This is a genomic window from Pedobacter sp., assembly GCF_039594775.1.
Lineage (GTDB): Bacteria > Bacteroidota > Bacteroidia > Sphingobacteriales > Sphingobacteriaceae > Pedobacter.
In genome coordinates this window covers 90428-107997 of sequence record NZ_JBCNMT010000007.1, presented here as the reverse complement: position 1 = coordinate 107997, position 17570 = coordinate 90428, and the positions used below count along the sequence as shown (strand labels likewise).

The 17570-nt window shown below is 38.4% G+C and carries 14 protein-coding genes and 1 riboswitch; of the genes, 7 read left to right on the top strand and 7 right to left on the bottom strand.

The annotated features are described in order from the left end of the window. Positions 1 to 131 precede the first annotated feature (131 nt). Positions 132 to 623, top strand: a complete 492-nt coding sequence (locus tag ABDV71_RS16050) for a nicotinamide-nucleotide amidohydrolase family protein (protein ID WP_343534329.1) — start codon at positions 132 to 134, stop codon at positions 621 to 623. Between the two features lie 6 nt (positions 624 to 629). On the opposite strand, the gene ABDV71_RS16045 is transcribed toward ABDV71_RS16050, so the two are convergent. Together ABDV71_RS16045 and ABDV71_RS16040 are read right to left on the bottom strand one after the other, a co-directional pair. Beyond that, positions 630 to 1523, bottom strand: a complete 894-nt coding sequence (locus tag ABDV71_RS16045; RefSeq protein ID WP_343534327.1) for an SDR family oxidoreductase — start codon at positions 1521 to 1523, stop codon at positions 630 to 632. A gap of 167 nt (positions 1524 to 1690) precedes the next feature. Beyond that, positions 1691 to 2182: a hypothetical protein gene (locus ABDV71_RS16040; RefSeq protein ID WP_343534325.1), complete on the bottom strand. Its 492-nt coding sequence runs from the start codon at positions 2180 to 2182 to the stop codon at positions 1691 to 1693. Positions 2183 to 2349: 167 nt separating this feature from the next. Between ABDV71_RS16040 and ABDV71_RS16035 the strand changes: the two genes are divergently transcribed. Further along, the gene (locus tag ABDV71_RS16035) at positions 2350 to 3465 is read left to right on the top strand and encodes an aminotransferase class I/II-fold pyridoxal phosphate-dependent enzyme (protein ID WP_343534323.1); all 1116 of its coding nucleotides are present in this window, start codon (positions 2350 to 2352) and stop codon (positions 3463 to 3465) included. Positions 3466 to 3705: 240 nt separating this feature from the next. Next, entirely contained in the window at positions 3706 to 4533 is an 828-nt protein-coding gene (locus ABDV71_RS16030) for a hypothetical protein (protein ID WP_343534321.1), read from the top strand. Between the two features lie 108 nt (positions 4534 to 4641). Here the strand turns inward: ABDV71_RS16030 and cysM are convergent, their stop codons facing one another. Both cysM and ABDV71_RS16020 read right to left on the bottom strand, forming a co-directional pair. Next, positions 4642 to 5514 (bottom strand): cysteine synthase CysM, encoded by an 873-nt coding sequence (gene cysM, locus ABDV71_RS16025; RefSeq protein WP_343534319.1) that lies wholly within the window; start codon positions 5512 to 5514, stop codon positions 4642 to 4644. 111 nt (positions 5515 to 5625) lie between these two features. Continuing rightward, entirely contained in the window at positions 5626 to 6435 is an 810-nt protein-coding gene (locus ABDV71_RS16020) for a serine acetyltransferase (protein WP_343534318.1), read from the bottom strand. Positions 6436 to 6662: 227 nt separating this feature from the next. Beyond that, a riboswitch (SAM riboswitch) is annotated at positions 6663 to 6773 on the top strand. 282 nt (positions 6774 to 7055) lie between these two features. Here ABDV71_RS16020 and ABDV71_RS16015 point away from each other — a divergent pair. The 3 genes from ABDV71_RS16015 (at position 7056) to ABDV71_RS16005 (ending at position 10798) form a co-directional block, all read left to right on the top strand. After that, positions 7056 to 8354 (top strand): O-acetylhomoserine aminocarboxypropyltransferase/cysteine synthase, encoded by a 1299-nt coding sequence (locus tag ABDV71_RS16015; protein WP_343534317.1) that lies wholly within the window; start codon positions 7056 to 7058, stop codon positions 8352 to 8354. Between the two features lie 30 nt (positions 8355 to 8384). Continuing rightward, positions 8385 to 9443, top strand: a complete 1059-nt coding sequence (gene metX / locus ABDV71_RS16010; RefSeq protein ID WP_343534316.1) for a homoserine O-acetyltransferase — start codon at positions 8385 to 8387, stop codon at positions 9441 to 9443. A 113-nt stretch (positions 9444 to 9556) separates the two neighbouring features. Next, a complete protein-coding gene (locus tag ABDV71_RS16005; protein WP_343534315.1) occupies positions 9557 to 10798 on the top strand; it encodes a homoserine dehydrogenase in 1242 nt (413 codons plus the stop codon). A 452-nt stretch (positions 10799 to 11250) separates the two neighbouring features. Here the strand turns inward: ABDV71_RS16005 and ABDV71_RS16000 are convergent, their stop codons facing one another. The 3 genes from ABDV71_RS16000 to ABDV71_RS15990 are packed head-to-tail and all read right to left on the bottom strand — an operon-like array spanning position 11251 to position 16472. Next, positions 11251 to 12585: a dihydrolipoamide acetyltransferase family protein gene (locus ABDV71_RS16000; protein ID WP_343534314.1), complete on the bottom strand. Its 1335-nt coding sequence runs from the start codon at positions 12583 to 12585 to the stop codon at positions 11251 to 11253. A 46-nt stretch (positions 12586 to 12631) separates the two neighbouring features. After that, a complete protein-coding gene (locus ABDV71_RS15995; protein WP_343534313.1) occupies positions 12632 to 13888 on the bottom strand; it encodes a competence/damage-inducible protein A in 1257 nt (418 codons plus the stop codon). Between the two features lie 31 nt (positions 13889 to 13919). Then, entirely contained in the window at positions 13920 to 16472 is a 2553-nt protein-coding gene (locus tag ABDV71_RS15990; RefSeq protein ID WP_343534312.1) for a putative LPS assembly protein LptD, read from the bottom strand. Positions 16473 to 16681: 209 nt separating this feature from the next. On the opposite strand from ABDV71_RS15990, the gene ABDV71_RS15985 reads away from it, so the two are divergent. After that, entirely contained in the window at positions 16682 to 17557 is an 876-nt protein-coding gene (locus ABDV71_RS15985; protein ID WP_343534311.1) for an N-acetylmuramoyl-L-alanine amidase, read from the top strand. The last annotated feature ends 13 nt before the right edge of the window (positions 17558 to 17570 follow it).

Genomic DNA, 17570 nt, shown 5'->3' with positions numbered 1-17570 from the left:
TATCCGATAACATATTTATCTACCCAAGGCAATTTATACTTAAAAACACCGTATAAATACCCGTTTTAAAACCTCAAAATATTCGTGGCAAATTCATAAACAATTTTATGATAGCTAGTGTTTTAGCAATCATGAATATTACTCAATTAACCTTACAAGAACTTAGCAACCATTGTACTAGCAATCAGCTATCTTTGGGTGTAGCCGAAAGTGTTACTTCTGGATATTTGCAATTTGTGTTGAGCCAAATGCCCGATGCTATGCATATTTTCAATGGGGGAATTACAACCTACAATATTGGTCAAAAAGTAAAACATTTAGGGATTGATTATATGCTGGGTATGCAATGTAACTGCGTTTCTAGGGCTATCGCTGAAACCATGGCCATTAATGCTTGCAAATTACTGAACAGCAAAATTGGCATTGCCATTACAGGTTATGCCAGCCCAGTTCCAGAAAAAGATATTTCAGAACTACACGCTTATATGGCTATTGCCGTTGATGGTATAATTTCACATACCCACAAATTACACAGCAAAGAAACTTTGGCAACCGAAGCGCAAAAAGATTACGTGCAACAGGTTATTACCGAATTACTTTTACATTTTCAGAGGCTTTACTAAGTAAGGTTAAATGGTTATTCTTCCACCGGTTACAGGCAGTACGGCTCCCGAGATAAAACTTGCGTCGGCAGAAGCTAAAAAAAGAAAAGCTGGCGCTATTTCAACAGGCTGTCCCGGGCGTTCCATGGCCGTATTTTGGCCGAAAGTTTTCACATTAAACTTAGTTGCTGGAATTAAAGGCGTCCAAACTGGACCTGGAGCCACGGCATTTACCCTAATTCCCTTCCCTTGTTTTAATAAAATCTGACTTAAATTGGAAGTAAAGTTAATAATGGCACTTTTGGTAGCCGAGTAGGGTAGCAAATCTTCCGAGGGCTCAAAAGCAGTCACCGAAGTAGTATTAATAATGCTACTGCCTTTGGGCATATGCGGGATGGCAGCTTTGCATAGATAAAAAATAGCCTTTACATTGGTATCGAAGGTAAAACTCCATTCTTCATCAGATATATCCTCAATCTGTTTTCTGCTGATATGGAACGCAGCATTATTAATAAGCACGTCTATATGTCCAAATTCTTTCACGGCTCGGGCTACAATAGCTTGGCATTGTTTCTCTTTGGTAATATCACCTTTCATTAAAATAGCTTTTCTGCCTGCTTGCTTTACATATTGTGCAGTGGTCTCGGCATCTTTATCTTCTACATCTGCCAAATAACTGATCAGCACATCTGCTCCCTCCCTGGCAAAAGCAATGGCTACGGCCCTACCAATTCCAGAATCACCACCAGTAATAATTACTTTTTTGTCTTTAAAACGTCCATAACCAGTATAACTGTCCTCGCCATGATCCGCTTTGGGTTTCATTTGATCTTCTGTTCCTGGATGCTCCTGTTTAGGTGTATTAAATGGGGGGTTAGGGAACAGTGTTTTAGGGTCTTTGTTTTCATTCTTCTTGCTCATCTTATGCTTTCATTAATCATATAAGTTGAACGATTAAACTCAAGAAATGTTCATAGGTTTTTCTTTTCAGGAAGAAATACTTTTAGGAATACACGTATTTATACTACAATAAAAAAAGCTGCAAATGTTTCAAATTTGCAGCTTTCTATACTTGTTTTAGCTTTTATCTATTTTGTGGCTTTTACAAAGTTCATTACCACATAGGCAGTTTTACCGCTATATTCAATTGGCGATTTGATGGTCATTGTGTTATCATCAGCGCTGGTTAAAACTAAACGATAGCCTTCAGTAACATTCTTAGCCTTTTCTCCTTCATATAGTTTCTTGAATTGGAAAGTTTCATCAGCTGTACTTACCGACCAGAAGATATTTTGCGTTTTGGCACCACAGCTGGCACTAGTTGGCAAACTGTAACTTCCGTTACCACTATTGGTTAATCTCCATGAACTACCTACAAAACACTTGTAAGAAGTTTCTCCCAAAAATGACCTTACCGCCACATCAGGAATACCTTCGAAGGTAATGTTATTTAACATCCAGTTACCTGTTACATTGCCCCTACGTACCGCAGTAGTACCTGTAGTAGTTTTTGGAGAGCAGCTTTCTAACACCACCAACGATGTTAAGCACAAAGCGATAGCTAAAATTAATTTTTTCATCTGTTTATTTTTTATTTTCCATTTTAACAGAGCGATGGCTGGTTTTTTACCCCCGTCTTCCTCTATGTATAATTTTCGTGAAGCATTAAACATAAATCCTGCCAAAAATAAACTATCTAAAACATTTCAGCTACATTTGTTTAATAACTTATAAACCTTCCATTTTTATGAAAGCCGAAACCACTGCTATACACGCATCTGACCTTGTAAAATCAAATACTGGCGATGTAACCACTCCTATCCATCTTTCAACAACCTTTTATAGAGGTGAAGATGGTGGCTATCCTGGTGGTCATATGTATAGTAGAGTGAGCAATCCAAATCGGTCTGCATTGGAAAAGGTGATCAGCGAACTGGAAGGTGGTGCAGATACTTGTGCTTTTTCTTCGGGAAATACCGCAGGGATGGCTGTTTTTCAAGCCTTGAAGCCAGGCAGCCATATTATTGCTCCCGATGATATGTACTGGGGTTTTAAAAAACAATTGCTCACCATTTTTGCAGATACTTTAAGTTTCGACTTTATTGACTTAACAGCAATAGCCAAAGTAGAAAGCCATGTGAAATCTAATACGGTTTTGATATGGGCAGAAACACCTTCCAATCCTTTACTGAAAATATCGGATATTGAAGCACTGAGCAAAATTGCTAAACAGCATGAGTTAATTTTTGTAGTGGACAGCACTTTTGCCTCTCCTATCTTGCAAAATCCCATTGCTTTAGGGGCAGATATCGTGATGCACTCGACCACTAAATATATTGGCGGACATAGTGATGTTTTAGGTGGTTCGCTTACGTTTGCTGCCAAAAATGAATTTTGGCAGAAAGTTAAAAACATACAGGAAACTGGTGGTGCCGTGCCTTCACCTTTTGATTGTTTTTTATTGCTAAGAAGTATCAAAACCTTGGCTTATCGTATCAAAGGGCACTGTGAGAATGCAGAAAAACTGGCAGAATATCTAAATCAGCACCCAAAAGTTGAAGCTGTTTTTTATCCAGGCTTACCTTCACACCCTCAGCACGAAATTGTGAAAAAGCAGATGCGAGGCTTTGGCGGTATGCTTTCTATTTTAACCAAGGGTGATGCAGAAAATGCCCGAAAAGTAGTGAATAGCGTGAAGATTTTTACTCAAGCCACTAGCTTAGGTGGTGTAGAAAGCTTAATCGAACACCGTGCCTCTGTAGAAGGTCCTACCACTAAAACGCCACAGAATTTAATCCGTATTTCTGTCGGCCTAGAACATATTGATGATTTAATTGCCGATTTGGAACAAGCACTGGGTTAGGAAAGTCCAAAGTAAAGAGTTGAAAGTGAAAAGTTGTAGAAACTTCCTTTGTACCGTCATTTCGACGAGGAATGAGGAGAAATCTAACTATATGTGTTAAATTATTTGCTAGATTTCTCCCTACGGTCGAAATGACGAAACGCTTTTTACCAGACTTACGAAGTTTTAGAAACTTCGTAAGTCTCAAGAGCCCCAATATTCGTCATGGCGAGAAATACCAAATAAACTAATTTTTCAACGATGAAAAACGCTCTTATCTCCATATCTATATTGTTATTTTTAGGCTGCAGTCAGCCTAAAAAACAAGCTGAGGAATTAAAAGACACCAGCAATACCCAATCTTCTGAAAAAACCGAAAAACCGCTACTTTTAAAACACGCCAACCAAGACGACAATTATACAGAAAAAGCAAATTCGAAAAAAAACCAATTATCTAAGCATTACATCCAAACTGATTCCTTAATCATCCATACTGAAATTGGAGAAACAGCTCGATTTTCAAAAAAAGAGATTAATGAGATTATAAACAACCACCCCGAGTTTTTTGATGAGTTTATACGTAATCCCGACTTGACTTATCATAAATACGTTAATGGCTTAGATTTTGCCAGCGAAGTTGGACAAGATGGCTATTACCTACTCTACGCTTATTTTTTGAAGCAAAAAAACGGCACTAAAAAGTATGCACCACAACGAATGAGGCTGATCAATATCTATTCCAACATCAACGCTTTATTTCAAAAACTTCAACATGGTGGCACTTATTTCGGCCATCAACATATGCGAATATTAGGATATGCAGAATATGCCGTTTACACCATGCCCAAAGAAGGTGAATTAATCAATAAAAAGTATAATATCAATCAGCAAAAACTGCTTTACATCAAATCACTTAGGCAATTAATTGAGGATGAGAATGCTGCTGATTTTGATACACCTGCAACAGAAAAACCTCAGAGACTTAAGGAACTTCATCAAATAGTAGATAAATTAGATCAACTGATTATCAATTTATTTTATCTGAGAAGAGCACAGGAGTTCCAATATTCTAACTATGAGTATTATTGATGTAATCTTTACCATTTGAAAACCAACAAGTTAAATCTAACTATATGCCCTAAATAATTGCTAGATTTCTCTCTACGTTCGAAATGACGGAAGTATCATCGTCAACCATTACCCAAACAAATCACTGCTCAAATACCTATCTCCTCTATCGCAAGTAATAAAAACGATGAGCCCACTTTCTAATTCCCCTGCTAACCGCAAGGCACAATGTAAGGCTCCACCACTACTCATGCCAGCAAATATTCCTTCTTTACGGGCCAAAGCTCTTGCCGCAAGGGTAGCATCGTGCTGCGAAACATCCATAATTCTATCCACGCGTTCAGGCTCGTAGATTTTTGGCAAATACTCAATGGGCCAACGGCGAATACCAGGGATAGATGATTCCTCTGTAGGCTGACAACCTACAATTTGAATATCAGAATTCTTTTCTTTCAAATATCTCGAGTTACCCATAATACTGCCAGTAGTTCCCATACTGCTTACAAAATGAGTGATTTTTCCTTCGGTATCATTCCAAATTTCGGGGCCCGTAGTTTTATAATGCGCCAAATAATTATCTGGATTAGCAAACTGATTCAATAAAAAATAGCCAGCTTGGGTACCTTTCTCCTCCGCATAATCTCTACAAACTTCTATCGATTCTAACAAGGTTACTTTTGCTCCAAATGCTTCCATCGTTAAGGTGCGTTCTCTGGTAGAACTAGCTGGCATCACCAATTCAATATCGATACCATAAATAGAAGCAATCATGGCCAAGGCAATACCTGTGTTACCGCTTGTAGCTTCTATTAGTTTGGTATTTTTATCCACTTCACCTCTTTCCATGGCACTGCGGATCATATTTAGCGCAGCCCTATCTTTCACACTCCCTCCAGGATTATTTCCTTCTAGCTTCGCATAAATTTTAACATTTGGATTGGTATTCAAATACCTGATTTCTGCCAAGGGCGTATTTCCAATGCAATCTATAATGGTTTTCATATTTATATTTAAAATCCGTCATGCTGACCACGAAGTAGCTGCGAAGCAAATTTATTTCAGCATCAGCTAAACAGCCCCTGAAACGAGTTCAGAGTGACGGTGAGTAAGTGATTATTCTTTTTTACTTTCCTTAATTTTAATCTCCGCCTGATGATACACCGTTGAACCTTCGGGCACACTTCTCGTTAACCAAACATTACCACCAATAATACTATGGTCGCCAATGATAGTTTCGCCACCCAAAATAGTTGCTCCCGAATAGATAATCACATGGTTTCCAATGGTCGGATGCCTTTTAGAATTAGCCTTTGCTTTATCTACACTTAATGCTCCCAGAGTTACGCCCTGATATAATTTAACGTGATTTCCGATAACAGTGGTTTCACCAATCACTAAGCCTGTACCATGGTCAATGTACAAATACTCACCAATTTGCGCTGCTGGATGAATATCAATTCCAGTAACCGTATGTGCATACTCCGTAATGATGCGTGGAATGTGTGGCACGTCCAACAGATGTAATTCATGCGCAAAGCGATACATGGCAATGGCAAAAAAACCAGGATAACACCTAATGATTTCAAACTCGCTTTTAGCCGCTGGGTCGCCCTCCACAATGGAAATCAAATCAGTATTCAGCTTACGATATACTTCTGGCAGCACATCAAAAAAAGCATCTGATATTTCCTTATATTGGTTTTTGTTGCAGGCCTTTGTCGATTTTAAAATCAACTGAAGCTCTTCCTTTAATTCAAAGAAAACACCCTTTAATACCTCTTGGTTATAATTAGTAGACGCTCCCCTTTCAGGAAAAATCAAATTCAACAATGATTGTGCCCAGTTGGCAATCATCTGATTAGAAGGTACTACCTGTTGTTGATTTTGGCGTTGTATAATGCTATTTAGAAATTCAGTATTCAAAATTCAGAAATATATAGTAAGTCCACAAAGTTACTATACTTTATATCACATTCAAGTTTTCTACTGTCAAACAACTGCTAAAATAAAAAATAACCACAAATAATATACTGAAAATCAAAACAATAAATATTTTTCAAAATTTTATTTTGCATAAAAAGAAAAAACACGTTACATTTGAAACATTATTTGGAGCACCAAGTAAAAGTCAATCACCTGTTTAGGTTATTGATTTATAAAGAAGTGGCGAGAGACTGGCTCAATGACCCACTGGCAACCCTCAAAAAGAGAAGGTGCCAATTCCTGACCAAAATGCATGGTGCATTTTGGAGATATAAATTAATAAGATGAAACTAATTAATTCTATCCCAGCAAGTAACTTAGTATCCGAGCAGGTCGGCAAAAACATCATTTGTAATACGATTATTGGCAATTATTGCAATATGCCATCGATTTGTATGTGCTATGGCATGTGCTAAATCATAAAATCTTCCATTTTGTAATTCTCTAACAATTCGGAAGGCCCTAAGAAATTAGGGTACGCAACATCACTATATGCAGCAAGGCCAAACGGGCGTCCACTGCGAAAAAGCGTTATTCATCATTCAAAATCGTAAAACAACATGTCACAACATAAATTCGAAACACTACAAATCCACGCAGGACAAGAAATAGACCCAGCAACTGGCTCAAGAGCAGTACCTTTATACCAAACCACTTCTTATGGTTTTAAAAACTCGGAACATGGTGCTAATCTTTTTGCCTTAAAAGAATTCGGGAACATCTACACCCGTATCATGAACCCTACTACCGACGTTTTTGAAAAACGCATTGCCGCATTGGAAGGTGGTGTAGCGGCACTTGCTGTAGCATCTGGACAAGCGGCACAGTTTATCGCCCTAAACAACATTTTACAAGCTGGCGATAACTTTATTTCATCCAATCACTTATACGGCGGCTCATATAACCAATTCAAAGTAGCTTTTAAACGTTTAGGCATCACCGTAAAATTTGCCGATGCAGATAATATATCAGATTTTGAAGCTAAAATTGATGAAAACACCAAAGCCATTTATGTAGAAACTATTGGCAACCCTTCATTCAGCATCATTGATTTTGACCAGATTGCGGCCATTGCAAAAAAACACGACCTACCTTTAATTGTAGATAACACTTTTGGTGCAGCTGGCTACTTGTTCAAACCTTTGGAACACGGCGCTAACGTGGTGGTTGAATCGGCAACTAAGTGGATCGGCGGACATGGCACCAGTATTGGCGGTGTAATTGTTGACGGTGGTAACTACAACTGGGGCAATGGCAAGTTCACTCAATTTACCGAACCTTCTGAAGGCTATCATGGCCTAGTTTTCAATGACGTTTTTGGACAAAACGGTCCATTTGGTAATATTCAATTTATCATTAGAGCTCGCGTAGAAGGACTAAGAGATTTTGGTCCATCGCAATCACCTTTCAACTCGTTCTTGTTATTGCAAGGTTTAGAAACCCTATCATTAAGGGTTCAACGCCACGTAGAAAATGCACTGGCATTAGCAAAATGGTTAGAGAGCCATCCAGCAGTTACCAAGGTAAATTATCCTGGTTTAGAAAGCAGCCCTTATCATGCTAACGCGAAAAAATATTTATCTAATGGCTTCGGAGCGGTACTAAGCTTTGAAGTAAAAGGCGTGAAAGAGAATGCAACCAAAGTAGTAGACAGTCTGAAATTAGTAAGCCATTTGGCCAATGTTGGAGATGCAAAAACGCTGATTATCCAGCCTTCTGCAACCACCCACCAACAATTAAGTGATGCTGAGCAATTAGCCGCTGGAGTTACACCAAACCTATTAAGAGTTTCGGTAGGAATTGAGCACATCGACGACATTAAAGCTGACTTCGAAAACGCTCTCGCTTCCTTGAACTAACAACCACAACACAACCACAACAACCCAACAATGAGTAATTCGTTAACCTATAAATACCCAAAGATATTCAAGCTCGAAAGCGGGAAAAAGCTTCGTAATTTGGAGATTGCCTACCAAACCTACGGTACGCTAAACGCCAATAAAGACAATGTGATTTGGGCGTGCCATGCTTTAACCGCTAATGCCGATGTATTAGATTGGTGGAAAGGTCTGTTTGGCACCAAAAATCTATTTAATCCAGAAGAACACTTTATCATCTGTGCAAATATTTTGGGTTCACATTATGGTACGACCAACCCATTAAGCATTAACCCAACAACGGGCCAACCTTATTATTTGGCTTTCCCAGAATTTTCTATCAGAGATTTGGCAGCCATCCATCAATTGCTGGCCGACCATTTGGGAATCAAACAAGTGAAAACTTTAATTGGTGGTTCATTAGGTGGTCAACAAGCTTTGGAATGGTCTATTTTAGGAAAAACCGAAATTGAAAATCTGATTTTGGTGGCTACCAATGCCGCACATTCTCCATGGGGAATTGCCTTTAACGAAAGTCAGCGTTTGGCCATTGCTACCGACAGAACATTTTTTGCCAATCAGCCTAATGGTGGTTTAAAAGGTTTAAAGACGGCCAGAAGCATTGCCTTATTGTCTTACAGAACTTACGAGGCGTACAACGAAACTCAATTAGAAAGTGTGAATGATAAAGTGACTGATTTTAGAGCTTCCTCTTATCAAAACTATCAGGGAGAGAAACTTTGCAAGCGCTTTAATGCCTACAGCTACTGGTATTTGAGCAAAGCGATGGATAGCCACAATGTGGGGCGTGGAAGAAAAAGTATTGTAGATGCCCTTAAGTTGGTAAAAGCAAATACTTTGGTGGTAGGTATCGAAAACGACATCCTCTTTCCTATTACCGAACAACAGTTTTTGGCTCAACACATTTCTGATGCACAGTTCAGCAGCATCAAATGCGCTTACGGCCACGACGGCTTTTTAATAGAAACAGATAAGTTGACCAACATTATTGGACACTTTTTAAAAGAGAGTAAAAACAAAAAAATAATTAAGCTACAACACATCGCCTAAAGAGTTAAAAGTCTAAAGTGAAAAAGTTGAAAGTGAAAAACGACTAGACATCATTAAAAACAAGTAAAATAAAATTGGTGAAATCCTTTCATCATTTTAATCATCAATAAAACATGAGCAAGAAACTTAAAATAGGATTATTTGGATTTGGTGTGGTTGGACAAGGTCTACATGACATCATCAAGTCCCAAAATCTAAACTTGGAAATCGTAAAAATAGCCATCAAAAACCCTGAAAAGAAAAGAACTTTAGATGCGCATTTGTTTACCACTTCGCACGATGAAATACTGGACAATCCAGAAATCAATACCATTGTAGAACTGATTGACGACGCTGATGCGGCTTATCAAATCACCAAAAAAGCACTTAGCAATGGGAAACACGTGGTATCTGCCAATAAAAAAATGATTGCCAATCACTTAGAAGAATTAGTATATCTACAAGAAGAGCACGGCACTTCATTACTTTACGAAGGTGCGGTATGCGGTAGTATTCCAATCATCAGAAACTTGGAAGAGTATTACGACAATGAGTTGTTGCATGGCATTAGCGGTATCTTCAACGGCTCGTCAAACTACATTCTTTCTAAAATATTTAACGAAGGAGCAAGCTATGATTCTGCTTTGAAAGAAGCACAGGATTTAGGTTTTGCAGAAACTAATCCAATTTTAGACGTGGGCGGCTACGACCCTAAGTTTAAGTTGACCATTGCTACCGCACACGCTTACGGGCTTTTCATCAATCCTGATAAGATATTGAATATCGGTATTCAAAACCTCGCAGATGCTGATATCCAATATGCAAAAGAGAAGAACTATAAGATTAAGTTAGTTCCCACCACCAGAAAAATCAGCACTAAACAGGTGATCACTTTCGTATTGCCAAAATTTGTAAAAAGTGACGATTTTCTTTACAACGTAGAGAATGAATACAATGGCGTTACCGTACAAGCGGCATTTGCCGACAAACAGTTCTTCTTTGGTAAAGGTGCTGGAGGCCACCCTACGGGTGCAGCCGTACTTTCAGATATTGCCGCTTTGCGTTACGACTATCGCTATGAGTACAAAAAATATCACCAAAAAAATGGATTGATTCATACCGACCGAGTAAGCTTAGAGGTTTACTTACGCTACCAACATGAGTACACCGTAGAAAAACTTCAGATCGAAAATATTTCTGAACGTTTTTCTCGCCACGATTACAAATATGTGATTGGCAACGTAACCCTGAAGAGCCTTTTAGAAAACAAAGACCTACTCTTGAATAAGGATGTTTTTATCGCCCAAACTGGAAGAATTATCTACACTGAACAGGACATAAAAGCAATTGCCGAAGAAGAAATACTTGTTAATTAAATTTTTATATTGTTTTGTTTTGATGGTAAAACGCCCAGATGGATGTCTGGGCTTTTACTTTTTAGGACATTTTGTTTTTTCCCTTAGTTTGAAACTTTAATATCTTTTTTGAAGAGCAGGAACATTGCTACTATCTTCCGAAAGTCTGGCTGTCCGTTACAACTCCTCGCCTACGTTACACTTGGCTGTGGGGTTTTCACTTCCATCCAGTCTATCTAAGTTGTTGCGGTGCAAAAAAAATATATCCTCCGTAAACACAATAATCGGTCGTCATTTCGACCGTAGCGAAGCGAGCGGAGAAATCTTTAGACAACTCACTAAATACAGTCCAAAGATTTCTCCACTACTTTCGAAATGACGCATACGATAACTGTAACTACTAAAGATGCAAAAAACAAAAAGCTCCGCAAGATTAAACTTGCGGAGCTTTTTATATATTGTTCAATATCAATTTAAGACACTTCTCTATTGATATCCCAATTCTCTAAATAATCGGCCACACGACGAACAAATGAACCTCCCAAGGCACCATCTACCACTCTGTGGTCATAAGACAGTGACAAGAACATCATGTGTCTTATCGCAATCACATCACCGTGTTCCGTTTCCAAAACAGCAGGTTTCTTTTTAATGGCACCTACCGCTAAAATAGCAACCTGTGGCTGGTTAATAATTGGTGTACCCATCACATTACCAAACGAACCAACATTGGTTAGGGTAAAAGTACCGTTTTGTGTTTCATCCGGTTTTAGTTTCGAAGCACGAGCCCTATTTGCTAAATCATTTACAGCCTTAGTTAAACCTACCAAGTTCAATTGATCTGCATTTTTAATTACCGGAACAATTAAATTACCTGATGGCAAAGCTGCAGCCATACCGATATTTATGTCTTTCTTCTTGATAATTTGCGTACCGTTTACCGATACGTTAATCATTGGAAAATCTTTAATCGCTCTTGCTACCGCTTCTACAAAAATGGGTGTGAAAGTAATTTTTTCATTTTCGCGTTGTTCGAAAATCTTTTTCACTTTGTTGCGCCATAATACCAAATTGGTCACATCAGCTTCAACAAATGAAGTCACGTGTGGAGATGTGTGCTTGCTCATGACCATGTGGTCAGCAATCAACTTACGCATCCTATCCATTTCAATAATTTCATCGCCACCACTTACACTAGCAGCTACAGGAGCAGGTTTTGCTACTTTTTCTTCTTGAACTGGTGCTTTTACAGGAGCAGCAGTTTCAACTGTTGTAGCACCACCTTTTTTAGCTTTAATATAGTTGAGAAGATCTTCTTTAGTCAATCGTCCATCGGCGCCGGAACCTTTAATGGTATCTAATTCTTCTAAAGAAACCCCTTCTTCTTTTGCAATGTTCTTCACCAAAGGCGAATAAAACCTATCAGAAGCTTTAAAATCAATATTGGCAGCTACTGAGGCACTTTCTGCTGGTAATTGGCTAATGCCAGGAATTGCAGTTTCGACGGCTACTTTTTGTTCTGGTTCAGACAGTACCGTCTCCACTTTTTCTGCTACCTCATTAGCTCCTTCTATTTCTATGATTGCGATTACAGCACCAACTTGCACCACATCATCTACTTTAAAAAAGTGCTCTACCAGTTTTCCTTCCACGGGAGAGGGCACTTCAGAGTCAACCTTATCTGTAGCAATTTCCAGAATGGTATCATCTAAGTTGATATGGTCGCCAGGTTGCTTAGTCCATTTAATAATGGTTGCTTCGGCAACGCTCTCACCCATTTTCGGTAATAACAATTCGTATCGGGCCATATTTTTATAAGTTTATGTAATTTGGTTTGCGCCAAAAATACGTTTTTTAATGCTTTACATTCAAATCTTGTTTCAACTGCAAAAACAGCAACATTAGGGCTGCCATTGCCGAACGTTCAATATTCTGAAAACGTTGGCTGGCGAATTTAAACATTTTAGCTTTCACTTCTGTTTTACTCGCCACTGCAATCCACACCGTTCCTACTGGTTTTTCTGGCGTTCCACCATCTGGTCCAGCTATCCCAGTAATGGATATGGCATAATCAGTTTTAAAATTGCTAATGGCTCCCTGTGCCATTTCTTTAGCCGTTTGTTCACTTACTGCTCCAAAGGAAGCTAAAGTAGCTGCACTTACCCCCAATACCAATTGCTTTAAATTATTTGAATAAGTTACTGCTCCCCCTTGAAACACCGAAGACGAACCCGGATGTTGCGTGAACAAATGGGAAACATAGCCCCCTGTACAACTCTCCGCAAGCGAAAGTGTCAAGTGATATTTATCCATCAAATTAAGGATAGCCTTTTCAAAAGGTAAATCTTCGGTGAGTACCACGTACTTCTCAACCCTTTCAACAATTTGTTTGGTATAATGGGCAATATCTGCAAGAATTTGAGCTTCATTGGTACCTGAAGCACTTAACCTTAATCTTACCTGCCCAAGTTTTGGCAAATAAGCCAACTTGATGTAGGATGGTAAAGCATCTTCAATATCGGCAATTTGCTCCGCCAAAAAAGATTCGCCTAAACCAGCCGTTAAAATATTCTGATGAAAAATAAAAGGCATTTTAAATCTCTCCCTAATCCTTGGAATGATTTCTTCCTCCATCAAATATTTCATTTCAAAAGGCACTCCGGGCATCGAAACGATTATTTTTCCTTGATGCTCAAACCACATGCAGGGTGCTGTACCGTTTTTGTTTTTAATTACAGTACAACCATCGGGTACTTCAGCTTGTTTAATGTTGGCCTCAATCATTGGCCTATTTAGCTTTACAAAGAAATCCTTTACATGCGCTAAAGTATCTTCATCAAGCCTCAAAGGCATATTGAAATATTTAGCTAGGGTTAGTTTGGTGACATCGTCCTTAGTAGGGCCTAAACCGCCAGTAATTAAAATAATATCGGCACGACTTTGGGCTTCGTCTAGAGCCTGTACAATATGCTGCGCTTCATCTGAAATAGAAGTGATTTGTTTTACTCTCACCCCAATTTTATTCAGCTCCGCTGCCATCCAGGCAGAATTCGTATCTACAATTTGGCCGATAAGGATTTCATCGCCTATGGTTATAATTTCTGCTAACACCTTTTTTATTTTTAGGTTTACGAGGTTGCCCCTAATATCTTGTCCAGAATCCTTTACGCTTGCTTAGTTTCAAATCTTGCAATACAGAAGCTCGCACTCTAATGTCTATTGAATAACTTTGGTATGCTCCAAAAGGAATCCAGCTTGCACTCATATCCCAGCAATGCAAATCTCTATAAATAGAAAATGAGGTTTGGGATAAATTCTTAGCCTTAAAGTCGTAGCCCGAAGTGTACTGGATTTTCCACTTTGGCGTAAGGTTAAAGTCGCCACTAAAATTTAGCGTATTGGTAATACTTCTGGTTTCTGGCCTACCTAATGGATTATTGTAATTGAAACTATAAGCAAAAGAAAAGTTCCAAGGAATATTAAAATCAACAAAAGCATTTGGATCTCTGCTCACTGCATTCAATGCCTCTATCTGTTCTTGAGTTCTATTTACTGTCGGATTTTGATTGTTAAGCTTATCCAAATTTTCATTACGTTTTTTAAACGCCTCAGGATTTAAGCTATAGTCGAAAGAAAAGGTAAAAGTGGTTAACCTAGGGAGCTTACCATCCTTCCATACGTATCTATCAATTTCCTGATAAGAGTAGGTGGTAGTAGCGCTGCTTCCAGTCCCAGACGTATAAGGTACTAAATCTACCAAATATGGACTAAATGCACCACTAAAGTTAATTCCTAATTTTTCGGTAAACTGTGAACGACCACTAAAACCGATATTGGACATTTTTTTATTTTGTCTAAAAAGATCGTAGCTAGTGTTGAATGACAAACCTTGCAGAACAGCCAATTTACGCTCTCCCGTCCCGGTAGTATCTTTACGGTTTCTTACTTTTAACTCTACGTTGTTGTCCATGGAAAAATTAACACTACCACTTCTAAATTGTGGCGGACCTCCACCCATAAAAACTGAATATAAAAGTGGTTTCCCGTATTGATCTTTTACAATTTCGCCCGTTGGCTTACTCATCCCAGGCCTGATATCATCAGAATAAAATTCTGCTGTTTTGTAATATCCAAATTTTTCGGCTGCAAAACCAGGAGCATAACTAAAACCAATACTAGGGGTCATTACGTGGCGCATGGCCCTAATACTACCATTACCCCTAAATTGCTTGATTCCATAAATTTTGGTCGACATGGAAGTACTTAAACTATATTGTGCGCCCCTTTTGAAACCATTTACCGTATCCGAACGCACTTCATAACCTGTAGCAGTACGGATATATCTATTTTCCAAAGTTTTGAAATCCCATTTTTCATTATAATTCATACTGGATGAAAAGTTCAAATACTTAAACAAGGTAAAGGGTAAGGAAATGGGAACATTATGGGAAACACTATTTGTGAAACTATTCAATCCGCTTTTTGAAAATAGAACATCTTCCGTAGTGCTAACCCTATTGTAAGCAGTCATACTATAACCAACAGTTAGTTTTTGATACCATTTAGCTTCTCCAACCCTTTTTTTAGAATCGAAAGGGCTAATGGTAGTCATATTTAAACTAACGTCTGGCAAAGTTAAACTAATACTTCTATTTTGTGTTTGTTGGCTATGTGTTAAAGCTGAAGTAAAGTTGAATAAGCCATCGCCAAAAACTCTTCCATAAGCAATACTGGAGCTCATGGTATTTTGTAAAAATCTATTGGGATCATAACTACCGTTACCCGCCGTTACTGCGTTATGCCTGCTGGAACCTGCATTTACCGAGGCACTAAATGTAGTACCTGGCCTCGCATTTGCCGATTGGCTATGCGTCCAACCCAACATAATTGTTTTTATGGGCGCATATTCAGGTGTTCCCTCTAAACCATTACGGGTACTTGAATAGGTTAAATTGATATTTCCGTTATACTTATAACGTTTCGTATAGTTTGATACTAGATTAAGGTCATAAGAACCATTGGTGTATATATTGGTCACCAAACGAGCATCCATATAATCATTAAAGGCCATATAATAACCACCTCCCAATAACGAAAATCCTTTGGTTGCATCTTCTCCAGGGGTAGGTAAAATAAAACCAGATGCTTTTTTATTTGGTTTTGGGAAGAAAGCAAAAGGTAAGCCCAACGGCATGGGGATATCTTCAAACTTCATATAAACCGGCCCAGTAATGATATGTTTTTCTGTAGCAATACCTTTAGTGATAAAGATACCAAAGTGTGGATGTGGCAAGTTACAGGTACTATAGGTAGTACCATGAACGTGAAATTCATTATCAGGCTGCATCTTTGTTTTTCCTCCAGAGAAAAAACCTCCCTCCTGCTCGGTAAAAACACCATGCACTACCCCATTTTTGGCATTGAGATTATAGGTCAATGAATCGGCCATTGACGACCCCTGTCCTTCGGTTTTGAAAATCGGACGGCCGTAATACTTCCCTTTATCATTGGTACTTCCTCTGGCAAAAACAATCTTGCTTTTATTATCAAAACGGATAAAATCTGCATCCAATTCTAGTCCCTCGTACTTAACACGAGCCCCGCCATATAGGTATTGAACTTCATTTTTTTTATCTACCACCGCCGAGTCTTTTGCGTAGTATTCCAGCTTGGAATCAAGGCTACTTTTTTTCATCACCTTTCGGGTAGTATCCCTTTTAGGAGTATCTAACTGTTGGGGTTTGGTCTGAAAAAACGAGACAGAAGTTGATGCAAAAACTTTAGTATCAGCCGCTATGGCCAACAACACTAAAAAAAATGAAAAAATGAGTGTCTGTAAAAGTTTCAAATTTGTGCTTGAATGTTTATTTTGCAATAATCTTTACCACAAAACGTTCAAAATTAATGAAAAATATACCATTGAACAGAGCAAAAGAAATATTGATCTTATTAATTTCCATTTTATCATTATTAAATATTGATAATCAACTATTTGCGCAACAATATAAAATTAAAACAATTGTATTAGATGCTGGTCATGGCGGAAAAGATGGGATGACCAGAGGGAGCTATTCTACAGAAAAAGATGTAGCCTTGAAAACAGCTTTGCGCTTAGGAAAACTGATTGAAGAAAACATGAAGGATGTAAAGGTTGTTTATACACGTACCGAAGATGTCTTCATTCCTCTTTATGAGAGAATTGGGTTGGCCAATAATGAAAAGGCAGATCTGTTCATATCTATTCATTGTAATGACATGCCCGTGTATCCCCAAAGATACATTAGTGGATATACACGTAAAAAAGGCAAGAAGGTTCCCATTTATAAAACCAAATATGTAAAAAGTACGTCTACAAGAGGTACAGAGACATTCGTATCAGGTAGCGGACGGATAGACGAACAGGACGAAGCCATTAAGAGGGAAAATGCTGCTATATTCTTAGAAGAAAACTATAAGGAAAATTACGAGGGCTTTGATACTAGCGATCCAGAAAGCGCCATTATCTTATCGTTAATGAAAAACACTTTTAGGACACAAAGCCTAAAGTTTGCGAAGTATATTCAAGATCAATATGTAGCTGTTGGAAGAATCAATAGAGGTGTTCAAGAAAAAAGTTTGGCGGTTTTAGCAAGAGCGGGCATGCCAGCCGTACTTACTGAAATTGGATTTATATCCAACCCTAATGAGGAAGATTATATGAACTCTGAAGCTGGCCAAGCAGAAATAGCCAATTGCCTATTAAAAGCTATTCAAGCTTATAAAGCAAGCGTAGAAATTTAATATTTTGTATTTT